Origin of the sequence: Peribacillus simplex (assembly GCF_900156045.1) — a bacterium.
GTDB classification, from domain to species: Bacteria; Bacillota; Bacilli; order Bacillales; family DSM-1321; genus Peribacillus; species Peribacillus simplex_D.
Window position 1 is genome coordinate 461,857 of record NZ_FTMX01000003.1, and the last position, 15,263, is coordinate 477,119.

Consider the following 15,263-nt stretch of genomic DNA (forward strand, 5'->3'; position numbering starts at 1 on the left):
TTAAACAATTGAACTCAATAGTAAGATTAGGATAAGTGAAACGACTGACTTAATCGTTTCCATAGTCCAAGACTTTAACGTTTGGGCGCCTGTTAGATTAAGAAGCTCTTTAATCATCCAAAATCCTGACTTCACCCCAATTCATTTTTAAATGCACCGCCGGCTCCAATAATCAAGATGATGGATTCAGTTGGGGCGAGACAGGCGGCCATGAATTGGCTTAGTTCTACTTTATTAAAACCTCTAGCGCAACCTAATGTAAAGGATGGAACCACCACGGAAACCATGAGGGCTATGATAGGCTCTCAATGAAGGCAATCCAATCATTCAATATTGAATCTTCACCCAAACACAGCACTGAAAGCCCCGATCAACATTAATAAGACCGGGCATTAAAATCGCGATCAAGGTAATGCCGAAACCTGGGTGCTCACGGTTATGCATATTGGAGAATTGATCCGCTAGCCCCTCGGGTGCTTGTACATCCATTCTTTTAGATTGCAGGAACCTGAAATGGGTCCAGCTAACTTGAGAATCCTGATTTTTACCGACTCGGCCATCGCCTTTCCATGCATGGTACCTAAACCGACAATAAGTGCTATCTAACCAAAATGATTACCTACCCCTGTCTGAACAGCATCTGCAACATCCTGAATATCCATACGTACGGAGGCGAGAAGTAACGCAAATGGGTGCCATTTTACTTTGGCCATGAATGAAGCGCATAAATCAACAAATCCATAAAGGTAAGATCTCAATGAAAAAAGCATCGAACCAGTTCATTGTGAACTAAACTCGATACCTGATTCAGTCATGAAATGATCATTAGCCAATAAAAAGAGGACCGGATCGGTGCTTGATTTCTTCCTCAAGTTGTTCAGGATAAGCAATGAGGAAGCAGGTGGATGGTCCTGATGATTTTGCAATATCGACTTTATTGCTTATATGCACAGAAACACCTTCACCACTTTGTTCCAGGTGCTCCCATTCATATGCTATCCCTTTTGAGCCTACTGGAAGTGCCTGAACACCTTCCATTTCACATAGGCTTTTATATAAAGATAACGGCGCGATCCAATCTTGCTGTTCCATTACTTCTTCTCCAACGAGCGGCCTGCCGATCAGAGCTATTTTCCGTAAAGGGTACTGCTTTTTAACATATTTATTCGCTCGTTTACCAATCACCATAAGACCAAGTGCTGATTGAAGAAGCGGCATGTTACTTTCAGTGCTTCCTGTAATGGAGAGATCCTCCATTCCCAATTCATTCAGCCCCTTCCTGACACCCTTGGTCAAGTCCTCCCATGCTTGATCACCGCAGAAATTATTTAGAACGACGGATACTGGGCTCCCGCCAACGCCCAAACATTCCATGACGGCAACCCGAAAGGAATAATATCCAACGACCTCATAAGGGACATGGACAAGATCTTTTTCCTTCAGGCCGATTCCGCCGCTATTATCACTTGAAACAATCAATGAATCTGATTCGGAAAATGGTAAAATCAATGAATCACTCATTCTGCGAGTCCATCTTTAAAAATCATTTTTTTCAAGACAGGCTCCAAGCGTGGCAGTAAAAGGCCAGCCAATACTACATTTACCGCCGTCGCTGCCGTCAATCCCGGAACCAATAACGTGTAAAAACCAGGGCTGATCAGAAATGCGAAAGGCAGGGCTAAAACGAAGGCATTACCGATAAAGAAGAGGAAAAATCCGCCTATTTTTTTTCCGCTTATATATAAAATGCTAAACATCCATGTCAGGACCGCCATTTCGACCATGATCAAAAAGTGGAATGGCCCAAGTGGCATGCCGCCGAATAACGCTGAAATGATATGACCAAGCCCAGCTACAATAGCACCCGATACCGGGCCAAGTATGACAGCCGCCAAAAGGGCCGGAAAACTATCCAAGGCGATACTCCCGATCGGGGAAGGGATTTTAATCATTGCCCCCACCGCCGATAAGGCAATGAATATGGCAATTGCACTAATTTTTCTTACATCCATGTTTACTCTTTTTCCTTTCTTTTCCCTCCACGGAATACATTTGCGCTGCGGATATATTCCACATCTTTCACACCAAGACGGAAGTTGATCACACGTGCAACGGCAAAGAAGTAATCCGACAAACGATTTAAATATTGAAGTGATAATGGTGAAACGGCCGCACCAGACTTGATCAATGAAACGACCAATCGTTCCGCCCTTCTTGTAACAGTACGGGCGATGTGAATAGTTGCAGCCGCTTTTGAGCCGCCAGGCAGGATAAACTTTTCCAATTCCGGCGCTTCAAGTATGAAGGCATCTATTCGTTCTTCCAAATAGGTAATGGCCTCCTCCGTCAGCTTTTGCGGGGCCTTCTCAGAAACGGTTGCCAAATCACCGCCGCAATCAAACAACTCATGCTGGATCTTCTCTAGATCGGCCAGTACATCCGTAAATATCGCTGAATCCAATTCTGTCACAGCAAGACCGATATAGCTATTCACTTCATCGACCGTTCCATAAGATTCAACCCGGATGTCATCCTTATCAAGCCGACCTCCGATTACGCTTGTTTGTCCCTTATCCCCTGTACGTGTATAGATTTTCATCCCAATTGCCTCCTCTACTTTATTCGCTGGTTAATTCCATACCAAATGATATCAACGCGACTGGATATGGTTGCTACATCTTGAAAGACCCATCCGCAGGCATCGCGCCATCTGCGATCTCTTGCTTCGATCGGGACAATGCCTTTGGAAATGTCAGAACCGATCACAATGCAATTGTGTTCATCCTTTTCTTTCTCCCATATTCGCCAATCAGCCATGATTTCCTTCCATCTTTTTCGAATCGAATCTGAATCCATCTTTTCTGCATCTTGTTGAATCCATGCTTCCAACCCTTGCAATACAACAGTCTTGCCTTGAAAATCAATCAATTCCGGCTGTTCTTTTCGATAACCGGATAGCCAAAGGACATCATTTTCCAAACCATACAATTGCTTTACCCATTTAGTTTTCCCATTATAGGCGCCTCCTGTAACAAAGTGCAGCGTTCTCCCCTCCTTAAGCTTTCCCGGTCTTCCCATATCAGCTCATATCCCCTGCCATGGGAAATTCCCCAATCAAAAAAGGACTTTTCCATCGGGGCATAGCGGACCAATAAATCACGAATTACCCCTCCATGCGTCATTAGGGCAATTCGGTTCTCCTTACAGGCAATCAAATGGCTCCAGCCATCATTCACACGCTTGGAAAATGCCGGATAGCTTTCACCCCCAGGCACAAGGGCCTCCATGGGACGTTCCAACCAATTAAGATAATCCCGATCTGTCTTCAACTCTTGATACGTCCGACCTTCCCAACTGCCGAAGTTCATTTCACGGAACAAAGGATTTTTGACCGGAACTGCATGTGGAAACAGCAGTCGCACAGTTTCCACACAGCGGGGCAAATCACTGCTGTGAATTTTTTCATACTTTGGGTAAGAGCCTCTTAATTCCAGTATTTCCTTTTCTCCTTTGACGCTTAATGGGGAATCCGTCCAGCCTAAATAGGCCTTTCGCTCATTTGCTTCCGTCAGCCCATGGCGAAGTAGTGTAATAGCCACAATATCAGCCATAACCAAAGCTCAACCCCTTCCACGGATGCCCCCAGTACATCCCCCGTTATCCCACCGAACCAACTGACGGTTTTACGTTTTATATAAACCAGGAAAAACACCGCAGCCAGACACATGATGAAAAATAAGGTGACAAGCTTAAAATCGATGATCCAGGCAATCGCCAGACTCACAAGGAGGTACAGCCAATAAATGGGCAAACTGCTTTTCTTTACTGCACTTTGAAAAAAGGCACCGAGACCCTCTTTTTTAGCCAGCGGCATCCGGATGAGCAAATAACCCATCACGCATTTGCTTAAGAGGGGAAGGGCAATGATCAAGAAGTATGTCCATTCATTAACCCTTTCGACAATTTCATAGATAAATAGAAACCGGGCTGCCAATAGGACTATGACGGAGATGACACCGAATGCACCTGTCCTGGAATCCTTCATGATTTCCAATCGCCGCTCTTTATCCTGATAGGAAAAAAAAGCATCACTTGCATCGATCCAGCCATCGAGATGCAAACCTCCCGTTAATGCCATCGTCAAAAACCAAAGGAAAAAGGCAATCGCAAGCGATGACAATGGGGTCCATTCCACGAGCGCATACAAAACACCGCCCAGTATCAAGCCTAGCAAAAGACCTACCAATGGAAAGGTTTGAATGGCACGGTGAATATATTTTTTCTCCATCGGAAGCTGCTTCTTTATTGGAAAAACCGTAAAGAACTGCAGGTTAATTAAAAATCCGATCACTCCGCTCATTCCTGCATGCACCCTTTCTTCCGCAATGGAATTCCCGCTTCTACAAGATAGGCTTCTTCGGCCTGCCCGACGATTGTTTGATGAAGCTGGCCCAGTGTTTTTCCGTATATATGAAGGAAAGCATCATGGAAAATCGGTTCCTGCACCAATTCATTGCTCACGACTATTAAACAGCTGGATTGTTTTCTAATCTCATTGATTCCGGTTATTATTTTTGAAAAAACGCTATCTAAAAATTCTTCTTCAAGCGGAATACCTGGGCCAAATAGTTCGTTATCAAGCAGGGTTGTCAGACAATCGAGCAGAATGATGGAATCCTGATCAATGTCCTCCCCTATCCTTGTAATATCCGTTGCGTATTCGGAAGTTTTCCATGCAATCGGGCTGCTTTCTCTATCTTTCCGGTGCCTAAGGATGCGTTCACCCATCTCCACATCACTGATTCGGCCACAGGCGAGGTAATGCAAGTTCCCATCCGTTTGGAGTGCATACTCCAGGGCTTTTCTTTCTGCGAAGCTGCTTTTTCCGGAACGGACACCCCCGGTTATAAAACAGAGCCTTGCTTTCTCCACTGTCTTACCCCCTCCATCAGTGCTTCGTTATCATGTTCACTCTTCACTGCAAACCGAAGCCACCTTCCATCCAAGCCGGGAAAATTATAGGTATGACGCGGTACGATTCCTTTTTTCAGCAAAAAGGGGAAAAGGGATAAGGATTCATCTTTCACCAAATAAAAATTGACTGTACTATCGGAGACATTCAGCCCTTGATCCTTATAAAACCGGAATAGTTTTTGCTTTTGTAAGGCAATATAGTCTCTTGTCTCTCTCATATAGGCTTCTTCTGCAAGACAGATTTTCCCCACTTCAAGTGCCACATGGTTGACGCTCCAATGCGGTTTATAATTTCTTACCCGTTTTATGATCTCAGGTGCCGCAAGCAAATAGCCCAGTCTCAAACCCGGAATTGCAAAGATTTTAGTCATTGATCTCAGAATGAGTAAATGTGGAAATTCATTGATTAAAGAAGCATAACTAAAGGCATCCTCCGTAAAATCATAAAAAGCTTCATCCAGGACTACCAGGCAGTCCGCTTTTTGGCATTCAATGATCAATTCCCTAACTGCATCCCGCTTAAATGAAACACCGGTCGGATTATTAGGTGTACATAAGAAAATTGCATCATATTCGGGTAATCGGGGAATCAATCGATCCAAGTCCAATTGCCACTCAGGAGCATCAAGCTGGTGAAAATCGACCTTACTTCCGGCTGCCAAACAAGCTTCTGCATATTCTGCAAATGCCGGCTGAATGATTAGCACTCTTTGATTGGCTAATCCGTTCGCTACCAACATGATTATTTCAGCACCACCGTTCCCCATCAAAACGGATTGCTCAGGAAGCCCTTCTTTTTTTGCAATTGATTTTGTCAGTTCAATGGCATGAGGATCAGGGTATTGAAGGATTCCTTCGAAAAAACCAGACCACTGTTCCTTTATGCGTAAAGGCGGACCCAAAGGGTTGATGTTAGCACTGAAGTCGAGAACCGATTCAGGCATTTCGATTTCCAGCGCTTCGTAAAGATAATGAGGATTAGAGCCATGAGAAGGTAATGTCAAGAATAAGTCCCCCTAGCCATAGCATCAGTAGAAATAGAAAAGATGACCGATGCATGATGGTAATCGTTTTTGGTATATGTTTTGCTTCCAATCGAACAAGCGGAACTCCCATCCTCGCACGGTTGGAAACAATTCCTTTGTACATATTCCGGCCTCCAAGCTGTATTCCCAAAATGGCAGCAACGCCTGCTTCACACCACCCGCTATTCGGGCTTGGATGTTTTTTTGCGTCATTGAATAATATCTTCCATCTGGCACCAGGTCCATGATGGCCGGATTTCGAGCTCAGCAACATCAGGAATCCGGTGAGGCGGCTGGGAATCCAGTTGACGATATCATCGAGCTTGGCTGAAGCCCAGCCGAATTGCCCATATTTATCATTTTTGTACCCTACCATGGAATCGCAGGTATTAATCGCCCTGTACATCATCGCAAGCGGCGCACCGCCAAATGCTGCCCAAAACATCGGTGCCGTGATCCCATCACTGGTATTTTCCGCTACGGTTTCCACGGTTCCCCTGACTATTTCGGATTCATCAAGATCAGCAGTATCACGGCCCACGATATAGGAAAGCTTTAGCCTCGCTTCAGGAAAATCCCGTTCATTAAGCGGAAGGCAAACATCCATCCCAGCTTGCTTCAAGCCCTTTTGAGCTATCGTAGTGGAAATGACAACAGCTTCCCAAAGGATGCCTGCAAGCGGATGGATCCAATAGGCCAAATAGACGGTAAGACCAGTAATCAATAACACTACCGATAAGACGATGATCAACATGAAGAGTCCATTCCGTTTCTTATATGCCCCTCTATTGAATGCCAGATCCAATTTGCTTATCATCGTTCCTATCCATTTGACTGGATGAGGCCAATTTGGCGGATCACCAATTAATAGATCAAGGAAAAACGCCAGCGTAACTGCAAAAAGATGATGATAAATCATAAATCCTCAATCCGTTTCCAAGTATTCTTTAATGCTTCCACTGTACAATCATATACACCGCGGCTGATCAGCTTCCCTAACGGAGTGATGGTGCCTGCATATTGAAGCCTTGCCCCCCTTTGAGTTGCCGCAATCAAAATGCTGTCTGTCGATGTTCCTGTTGCACATGTATTTGTCACCTTATCCATGACATGCAAGTCATGAAGGGCTTTTACTTTTGCCTCGGTCGCAGTAACTATGCTGTGGATGAAAGCCTCTTCTGCCAAATGCCCATTTACGAATATCCAAGTATTTATCGTTCCTGGAGCGGAACTCCAAAAATGCCGGTCAGCTAAGGAAGCGTCGATGGCATTCCCTACACCAGCCGTCACGATGATGAAAACCGAGAAATCTTCAGCTCTTAATAGCTTGAAAGCAACCGTATCTAGAAAGACAGCTGTCATCATCCCTACCGTTTCCTGAGGTTCAAAACCATGAGTCTTTAAATAGTCGGCCATTTCAACATGATGATCCTCGCAATCATAGCCATGATGGACGTGCCTATTCACAAAATATTTATGCCAGCCCGTCCCTGAACCAGTCACTCCAGAAGACATCGTTCTAAGCGGGATCGGGGAATCCAATTGAATCATCTCAGGACCGACTGTCAAATAGGAACCATCGATTTCCAATGGGATCGTATCATGGCCATGCTTTTCCGGAACGATGAACATCTGCGGTTTCGGAAGGGCGGGATGTGGATGTTTTTCGATCGTCGTATGATATACATCCTGAATCCGTTCCTGTTGGAGCACTTCGTTCGGCACATCAACAACCTGAATCTGCCCTTTCTCAAGCAACATAAGCCGATCACAATATAATCCAGCCAAATTCAAATCATGAAAAATTGAAATAACGGTCAACTTCTGCTCTTTTGCCATTTTCCTCATTAGATCAAGAAGATCTTTTTGATAGGAGAGATCCAAATGGTTCGTAGGTTCATCCAAAAAAAGGATTTCCGGCTCTTGGGCAAGTGCCTGTGCCAGCAAGACCCTTTGTCTCTCCCCTCCTGATAATCGTTCAAAATGAAGATCCTGAAAATCAGCTACTCCCGTTTGTTCCATAACTCGTTGGACAATCGATTCATCTTCCGCGGACCAACTATGGAACCAGCCTGATTGATGGGCATATCGCCCAAGTGAAACTGTCTCTTTTACTGTATAGGAGAAAGCTAATGAGGAATGTTGAGGGAGCACAGCAATGACCTGTGCAAGTTGTTTTGACGAATAATCCTTCAAATCCCTACCTCTTATCCGTACGCTTCCGCCTTTATAATCGAGCACCCCGCTAAGCATGCTTAAAAGCGTCGTTTTTCCGCTGCCATTTGGACCAAGAATCCCGAATAATTCCCCTTTATGTACATCAAAAGAGACAGAGTCCAAAACAGCTTTGTTATGATATCCACCTGTTAACCCTCTTACTTCAAGCATTCGTTTTTACCCTTCTCTCCGTCTCTTTAATAAAATCAGCGCAAATGCAGGTGCCCCGATAAGTGAGGTGATCACTCCGATCGGCAGTTCCGATGGGGCAATGATCGTTCGTGCCACAAAATCCGCCAATATTAAGAATCCGCTTCCTACCAACAATGACAACGGAAGTAGATGTTTATGGTCAGGTCCCCAAATCTTTCGGACAAAATGAGGAATGACCAATCCTACAAAGCCAATCGCCCCTGAAACGGCAACGGCTGCCCCTGTCAATGTCGAACCGGCTATCAAGATCCACATTTTCCGCCGCTTAACATTCACACCTAAGTGTTTTGCCCGGTCTTCCCCGAAAGTCATCGCATTCAATTCACTTGTATTCATGATCAAAATCAATGATCCAATGATAAAAAACGGCAAAATGATTGCAATGTAATTCCATCCGCGCATTGAAACGCTTCCCATCAGCCAGCCGATGATTTGTCTTAATTCATCACCCGTCAGCGCAATCATCAATGAAATGAAGGCACTTAAAAATGAGCTGAAAATGATTCCCGTTAAAATGATCGTTTCCACTTTCATCGACCGATCCATTTTTTTTGCAAAAGTCAGTACGCAAAGCATCGTGAGCACTGAGCATAAGATGCTCAATGCCGGAAGAGTATATAAACCGATGAACGGCAGTGAAATATTCAAGAATATTGTCAATACGGCGCCGACCGATGCTCCTGATGAAATACCCAATGTGTAAGGATCAGCGAGCGGGTTCCGGAGCAGTCCCTGAAAAGCCGCACCCGCAATCGCAAGTGATGCCCCGACCAAACCCGCAAGCAATACGCGCGGCAAGCGGATGTTCATCACGATATTCGTAAGCATCACATCCGGATCAGCAGAAATCGGCAAATGGAAAATCTCCTTGCCGATTATTTGTATAAGTACGGGAATCGGTACTGGCACCGAACCAAAGGAAATGCCTATCGTCATTGCGAATAACAAAATGAACAACGCAATCAAATAAGCAAACGCCCATTTAGTTGTCAAATTGGTTCGGATAGACTGATTTGGCAAGTTCCTCTACTCCCTCTATTAAACGTGGACCGGAACGGGTAACCAAGTCTGAATGGACATCAAAGACTTGGCCATTCTTAATAGCATTTACGTCTTGCCATCCTTTTCGGCCCGTCACTTCACTCACTGAATCTTTCGTATAGTAACCATACGTTGTAATGATGACATCCGGATTTGCAGCAATCATCGACTCTTCATCAATTTTTGCCCATCCGTCCAATTCAGCAGCAGCATTATCCGCTGAAATAATGTTAAGCATCTCATTCATGAAAGTATTTTTTCCAGGTGTGTATATATCCGGTGAAGGTGAAACTTCCACTAAAACGGTCTTCCTATCCGCTTCCTTTACGGATTTGGCCTTTTCCTGGATATCCTTGAGCTTCGTTTTCATATCCGTAACGATATCTTCTGCCTTATCATGTTCTCCCGTTGCCTGTCCAATCATTTCAATAGACTCATAGACTTGGTCAAAGCTTTGAGCATCATTGACTACAAGGACATCTATTCCAGCATCCTTAAGTTGCTGTAAACCCTCATTTGAATTATGGGCACTTGATGCATGCGCCAGAACAAGATCAGGTTTCATGGAGACAATCAGCTCCGTGTTCATTTCCATTCCGCCAACTTTTTCAATTTCTTTCGTTTCTTCCGGGTAATTATCATTGTCGGATACACCAACGACCCTTTTACCCAAACCAAGTGCAAAGACCACTTCCGTATTACTTGGTATCAACGAAACGATTTTCTTCGGTTTTTGTTCTATCGTTACTTTTTCCCCAGTTGCATCTTTAATCGTAATCGGGAAAGCTTCGTGTTGAGCATGATTCGTTTGCTTCTTTTCTTTTCCTTCGTCAGTAGCGTCACTGCAGCCAACCATCAATCCTGCAGTAAGCATCATCAACAGTATCAGACCAAAAATCTTCTTCATTTTCATTCCCCACAATCTTTTCATTTAATTTCTTCCCACCTCAATAAAGAAAACGCATTGTTGGAAGATGCCCCCAAAACAAAAAGCACCTCCCGTTAAACGGAAGGTGCTTGTATGGCAACAATATCATTACGGACTCTTTCTTAGGGTCTGCCACACACCTTCCCATCCGCGTAGGTTACAGGTGTACGAATTCTGGCAGGTCTCCTGGCTCATGGTCATCGTCAACGGCACCTTCCCATATCTCATACAGTGGTACACAGCCGTCAGCTCCCATATACAGTGGCGGGACCGCGCTGGCATTTCACCAACTTCCCTTTTAAGTCATTAAGACACCAAATCGTTCTTATGTATATAATTTTCACTGCCTTCATTATACACCATGTAAGAATCGATTATTATATGATTTTTCTGAACAAGTTCGAAATGACCCGTCCGTCTTTAATGTTTTGAAGAATTTTCAATCAGTGACGCAAACCCATCGACTGATAACCCGGGTGAAATCCGAACTCGATGCAGGGCATGCATCCCTTGGTCCCTTGAAGCTCCCCCAGGTTCGGTAGTGACTGCCATCTTGTAACCCGCTTCTTCTGACAGCCTTAGACTCTCTTCATTATACCGGCCAACCGGATAGGAAAGCACTGTCGTGTCCTGGTCGAGCATACGGTCGAATAGCTCCTTCGACTGAACCATTTCCGCTTCTTGCTGCACTGCCGTCATGCGGTTCAGCTCCAAATGGTTGATGGTATGGCTTTCGATCGAAATCCCATTCCTGCTCATCTCCAGCATTTGATTTTCAGTCAGGTGATGACCTTTACCAATGGACTTACCGATCATGAAGACAGTTGCTTTCATATCATTTTCTTTTAATATCGGAAAAGCCTCCGTGTAGTTATCTGTATAGCCATCATCAAAAGTAAGCCAGACACACTTCTCACTTGGCATCCGATTCTCGGTTAAAACGAGGTATGCTTCTTCAGGGGATAATGTATAGTAACCATTCTCCCGAAGCCAAGCCATCTGTGATCGGAATTCCTCAATTGGAACCCGAAGGCCATTCCCTTCAGAAATGCTGTGATACATCAAGATTGGAAGCTGGACCGCGGACTCGGCCGTTATCCAGTCTCCCGTATCGATTTGTCTTTCCAAATCCTGACCGGTCCCATTCTCGGCCGCTTCGACCACTTCAATGTCATCTTCCGCAATCGGTGCAGCCGTCTTTATGCCTATCCCCTCTAAAATCCCTTGTGAACATCCTGGTAAAATTAAAATTCCCAGCAATGCCACCATCCATAAAACTCTATATCTTTTCACTATCATTCTCCTAATTTTTTCTAGCATAATAGTATCAGAATACTATTCAATAATAAAGTATTCCATTTAATGAATTAATAGGAAAACACGAGGGCATAGTGACCCGCTGAGCATTCATGAAGATTTTTTTTCATAAGTATGTGCTATAAGCTTGAAAAGTTTGCCTATAAGAAATATAATAAATAAGTCGTCGACTTAAATATATGTCCCAGTAGCTCAGCAGGATAGAGCGACAGCCTCCTAAGCTGTAGGTCGTAGGTTCGATTCCTATCTGGGACGCTAAAGTTTATAAGCCCTGTTATAATGCGGTTTCTCCGTGTTGTAGCAGGGTTTTTTTCTGTTGGTATGACCGTAAAAGCCGTAAATTGCATGTAGGATAAAAGCACTTCTGTACGTAGGAAACAGTGATATTCCATTTCACTATTACTTTTCTATGTCTGGAGGTGCTTTTTTTTATGAAAAAACACGTTATTAAACAGCGTGGAACAGCGTTAACGGAACGAAAATTGACCAGTAAGAATAAGGAAAGTTTCACAATTGAATACACACTGCAAGAAGCCTTAGATATTTTTCTACGTGCAAAAGTTGCTGAAGGTGTCCGACAGCGAACATTAGGCGAATATGTACGGCACATTAGGTATTTAACAGAATACTTATCTGTTTATCATCCGTCTTTTAATAACGTTAGCGATCTATCCCCTTCTTTAATAAGAGAATATATCACTTTTTCAAAAAATAAGAAGGCTTATGCAGGCGATGAACAGCGTGAGAAAACCACTACTTTATCAGTAAACACAATAAATATAAGGTTACGTACGTTACGAACAATGTGTAAATTCTGGTTTGAAGAAGGAATAACGCCTGATAACTCAATGAAGAATATCAAGAATCTTAAACTGGATGCTGAAGAAGAAGTAAAGGGTTTTTCAGATGAAGAAGTAACTATGATTTTGAATTACTTTAATGAACGTAATTATGGTGAATGGCGTGATAAAATCCTTGTTCTTCTTTTGCTGGATACAGGAATGAGAATCAATGAAGCCGTTTCTATTCATATTACAAATATTGAGTTTAAAGAATCGTCTATCTTCATCCCACCCGAAGCAAATAAAAACAGAAAAGGCCGCCATATCCCTGTAAGCCGTGATGTAATGCGTGAAATTAGAAAGTTACATGATGAATGTATTGGTTATTTTGGAAGCCATGAAACACTTTTTATGAATGCATATGGCGAACCATTGACTGGTGACACAATCCGAAGGAGATTGCATAAAGTTGGAACTGCATTAGAAATACCAAAAGTACATCCACATAGATTCAGGCATACGTTTATTCGTAATTACATTTTGAATGGTGGTGACTTATTCACCTTACAGAAGATAGTTGACCATTCTAACATCACAACAACAAGAAAATATGTGCAATTGGATGACGTACACATCAAGGATCAGCACTCTAAGTTTTCACCAGTGAGAAAGTATATGAAGCGTAGCAAGCATTAAAACAGAAAAAGACACAGTGTTACCAGCACTGTGCCAAGAAAACTCAACCTATAAAACTGAATAACTGAACAGCTATCAGTCTGTTAATTACCTTCATCTTATCGAAAAAAATTCGTTAATGCAAGGCGTATTAAGTATTGTCTTTTTTAAGGCATCCTGTTAGTCGTCCTCTTGCTGGAATGCCTACTAATAGCAAGTAAATCTAACCTTGAAAGGTACTGGTTGTAGCCAATGCAGAAAATACAGCCGTAATCACATTAACAGCTTTCCTTGTTTGCTGGTGGTTACTAGGTGAGAACGACCATTAACGGTTCGGTTGGTTGCTTGGTGCATTACGGTGCAGGTAGCAGCAGACAAACGATAACATTCGGCACGTTGGACAAGCATAACGTGTAAAAAGTCTGTTGAGTATGAAAGTACAACGTTCAAACAAGGTGATACGGTGGAACCCTCAACAACTCGGTTCAATTCAGTGTTAATGAATGGCTGCTTTTATAGTACTTAATTTTTTTAAGTGCTATAAAGGTAATCATTCTTTTGTCCAATGTTTCCTATACAATCTGGTTAATTCAGCAGTAAGGCAAAACCAAAAGTCAAGAAAATAAAGAACATACCTTACTTTAAATTTATGATTACTTCCTTAAAGTTATGTCCTAATTCATGTGAAATTCGCAAGTAGATAAGAGAGTAAGTTAACTCTTACAAAACACACATGAAAAGGAAGTTTATATATGTTATTGAAAATACCAACGCAAAAAAACATTAACATTGTTGATTCAATTATGGGGAGTGGAAAGACTAGCTGGGCAATTCAGTATATGAATGAAGCAGCAAATTCCCAAAAATTCATTTACATTACACCTTTTAAAACTGAAGTGGAACGGGTCTTATCTTCTGTTAACCGTGAATTTAAGCAGCCAGATGGTGATAGTGCTGGTGAAACAAAGCTAGAGGATATTAAACGCCTTATCGCTGACGGGGAAAACATTGTATCCACTCACTCATTATTCAAACGTGTAGATAGTGAAATTATTGATCTTTTAGATATGGAAAATTACATTTTGATTTTGGATGAAGTTATGGATGTTATTGAACAGGTGAAAATTTCAAAAGATGATTTAAAAATGCTTATACAGAATAAGGTTATTGAAGTGGACAAAAAAGGGATTGTTTCATGGGAACAAGTGGACTATCAGCAGGGTTACTTCGAAAAAATCCGTAATCTAGCTAATTCAGGCAACCTTATGATGTATGAAGATGATGCTAGTGAACCTATAGCGATTTATTGGACGTTTCCTGTTGAAACTTTTAAATGTTTTGAGGAAGTTTTTATCCTAACTTATATGTTTAATGGACAAATTCAACGTGCTTACTTTGATCTATTTGGTCTCAATTACAATTATAAATCTGTAATAAGCACAAATGAGGAATATAAACTTACTTCATACATCCCCTATCAGGAAGAGAACCGTTCACATTTAAAGAACCTAATCAACATTTATTACCCATCACCTAAAGATAAGAAGGACATGAATAAAATTGGAAGTAAACATTCTTCATTTAGTGTCACTGATTTAAAGAAAAAGACTATGAACACTGAAACAAAACGGGTTATCCGAAACTGTGCTTATAATTTCTATCGACATAAATGCACTGTCCCTACAGAAGAAGTTATGTGGACTACCTTCCAAGAGTTTAAGGATAAGGTTACACCATCAGGATTAAAAGATCACTTTGTCAGTGTAAATGCACGTGCTACTAATGAGTATCAGCATAAAAGTACATGTATCTATTTAGCTAACAGGTATACCAATCCTGTGGTAAAAAACTTTTTTAGCAAACATGATGTAGAAGTTGATGTGAAGTTATTCGCATTGTCAGAACTACTTCAATGGCTGTTTCGCAGCCGTATTCGTACTGAACAATCTATAAATGTTTATATTCCTTCTATACGAATGAGAACACTGTTAGAACAATACTTAAACAACGAGATTTAGGTATTATTTCTTTAAATCCTTGCTAGACACTACCTAGCAAACAAACGATGAAACCCTTGGCATCATTGGTTTT

Annotated in this window: 17 protein-coding genes, 1 tRNA gene and 1 riboswitch; of the genes, 3 read left to right on the forward strand and 15 right to left on the reverse strand. The window is 42.4% G+C overall.

Going from position 1 to position 15,263, the window contains the following annotated elements; translation table 11 throughout:
- From BW986_RS31230 to BW986_RS13670, 15 genes are all read right to left on the reverse strand, one after another.
- Nucleotides 1–117 (reverse strand): GntT/GntP/DsdX family permease, encoded by a 117-nt coding sequence (locus tag BW986_RS31230; RefSeq protein ID WP_397222297.1) that lies wholly within the window; start codon nt 115–117, stop codon nt 1–3.
- 14 nt (nt 118–131) lie between these two features.
- Nucleotides 132–299, reverse strand: coding sequence for a GntT/GntP/DsdX family permease (locus tag BW986_RS31235; protein WP_397222299.1), 168 nt, complete (start codon nt 297–299; stop codon nt 132–134).
- A 526-nt stretch (nt 300–825) separates the two neighbouring features.
- Nucleotides 826–1,521, reverse strand: a complete 696-nt coding sequence (locus BW986_RS13610; RefSeq protein WP_076368405.1) for an ATP-binding protein — start codon at nt 1,519–1,521, stop codon at nt 826–828.
- A complete protein-coding gene (locus BW986_RS13615) occupies nt 1,518–2,012 on the reverse strand; it encodes an ECF transporter S component (RefSeq protein ID WP_076368406.1) in 495 nt (164 codons plus the stop codon). The genes BW986_RS13610 and BW986_RS13615 overlap by 4 nt, the downstream gene beginning before the upstream one ends.
- A gap of 2 nt (nt 2,013–2,014) precedes the next feature.
- Nucleotides 2,015–2,599, reverse strand: coding sequence for a cob(I)yrinic acid a,c-diamide adenosyltransferase (locus BW986_RS13620; protein ID WP_063234218.1), 585 nt, complete (start codon nt 2,597–2,599; stop codon nt 2,015–2,017).
- A 14-nt stretch (nt 2,600–2,613) separates the two neighbouring features.
- Nucleotides 2,614–3,078, reverse strand: a complete 465-nt coding sequence (locus tag BW986_RS13625) for a bifunctional adenosylcobinamide kinase/adenosylcobinamide-phosphate guanylyltransferase (RefSeq protein ID WP_260320850.1) — start codon at nt 3,076–3,078, stop codon at nt 2,614–2,616.
- Nucleotides 2,994–3,611: a histidine phosphatase family protein gene (locus BW986_RS13630; protein ID WP_076368407.1), complete on the reverse strand. Its 618-nt coding sequence runs from the start codon at nt 3,609–3,611 to the stop codon at nt 2,994–2,996. Before BW986_RS13630 ends, BW986_RS13625 begins: the two co-directional genes overlap by 85 nt.
- The gene (gene cobS / locus BW986_RS13635) at nt 3,569–4,360 is read right to left on the reverse strand and encodes an adenosylcobinamide-GDP ribazoletransferase (RefSeq protein WP_076368408.1); all 792 of its coding nucleotides are present in this window, start codon (nt 4,358–4,360) and stop codon (nt 3,569–3,571) included. The genes BW986_RS13630 and cobS overlap by 43 nt, the downstream gene beginning before the upstream one ends.
- Nucleotides 4,357–4,932 carry a bifunctional adenosylcobinamide kinase/adenosylcobinamide-phosphate guanylyltransferase gene (locus tag BW986_RS13640; protein ID WP_076368409.1) on the reverse strand — a complete coding sequence of 192 codons (576 nt, stop codon included), beginning with the start codon at nt 4,930–4,932 and terminating at the stop codon, nt 4,357–4,359. Before BW986_RS13640 ends, cobS begins: the two co-directional genes overlap by 4 nt.
- A complete protein-coding gene (cobD, locus tag BW986_RS13645; RefSeq protein WP_076368410.1) occupies nt 4,905–5,978 on the reverse strand; it encodes a threonine-phosphate decarboxylase CobD in 1,074 nt (357 codons plus the stop codon). Before cobD ends, BW986_RS13640 begins: the two co-directional genes overlap by 28 nt.
- A complete protein-coding gene (cbiB, locus tag BW986_RS13650) occupies nt 5,953–6,918 on the reverse strand; it encodes an adenosylcobinamide-phosphate synthase CbiB (RefSeq protein ID WP_076368411.1) in 966 nt (321 codons plus the stop codon). Before cbiB ends, cobD begins: the two co-directional genes overlap by 26 nt.
- Nucleotides 6,915–8,387 (reverse strand): heme ABC transporter ATP-binding protein, encoded by a 1,473-nt coding sequence (locus tag BW986_RS13655; protein WP_076368412.1) that lies wholly within the window; start codon nt 8,385–8,387, stop codon nt 6,915–6,917. Before BW986_RS13655 ends, cbiB begins: the two co-directional genes overlap by 4 nt.
- 6 nt (nt 8,388–8,393) lie before the next feature.
- The gene (locus tag BW986_RS13660; protein WP_076368413.1) at nt 8,394–9,449 is read right to left on the reverse strand and encodes a FecCD family ABC transporter permease; all 1,056 of its coding nucleotides are present in this window, start codon (nt 9,447–9,449) and stop codon (nt 8,394–8,396) included.
- On the reverse strand, nt 9,412–10,383 hold the full coding sequence (locus tag BW986_RS13665) for an ABC transporter substrate-binding protein (RefSeq protein WP_076368548.1): 972 nt from the start codon (nt 10,381–10,383) through the stop codon (nt 9,412–9,414). The genes BW986_RS13660 and BW986_RS13665 overlap by 38 nt, the downstream gene beginning before the upstream one ends.
- Nucleotides 10,384–10,557: 174 nt before the next feature.
- Nucleotides 10,558–10,730: riboswitch (cobalamin riboswitch) on the reverse strand.
- A gap of 88 nt (nt 10,731–10,818) precedes the next feature.
- Nucleotides 10,819–11,697 carry a polysaccharide deacetylase family protein gene (locus BW986_RS13670; protein ID WP_081395612.1) on the reverse strand — a complete coding sequence of 293 codons (879 nt, stop codon included), beginning with the start codon at nt 11,695–11,697 and terminating at the stop codon, nt 10,819–10,821.
- 199 nt (nt 11,698–11,896) lie between these two features.
- Between BW986_RS13670 and BW986_RS13675 the strand changes: the two genes are divergently transcribed.
- The 3 genes from BW986_RS13675 (at nt 11,897) to BW986_RS13685 (ending at nt 15,190) form a co-directional block, all read left to right on the forward strand.
- Nucleotides 11,897–11,970: transfer RNA gene (locus BW986_RS13675), tRNA-Arg, on the forward strand.
- 176 nt (nt 11,971–12,146) lie between these two features.
- Nucleotides 12,147–13,193 carry a tyrosine-type recombinase/integrase gene (locus tag BW986_RS13680; protein WP_076368415.1) on the forward strand — a complete coding sequence of 349 codons (1,047 nt, stop codon included), beginning with the start codon at nt 12,147–12,149 and terminating at the stop codon, nt 13,191–13,193.
- Between the two features lie 731 nt (nt 13,194–13,924).
- Nucleotides 13,925–15,190, forward strand: a complete 1,266-nt coding sequence (locus BW986_RS13685; RefSeq protein ID WP_076368416.1) for a hypothetical protein — start codon at nt 13,925–13,927, stop codon at nt 15,188–15,190.
- The last annotated feature ends 73 nt before the right edge of the window (nt 15,191–15,263 follow it).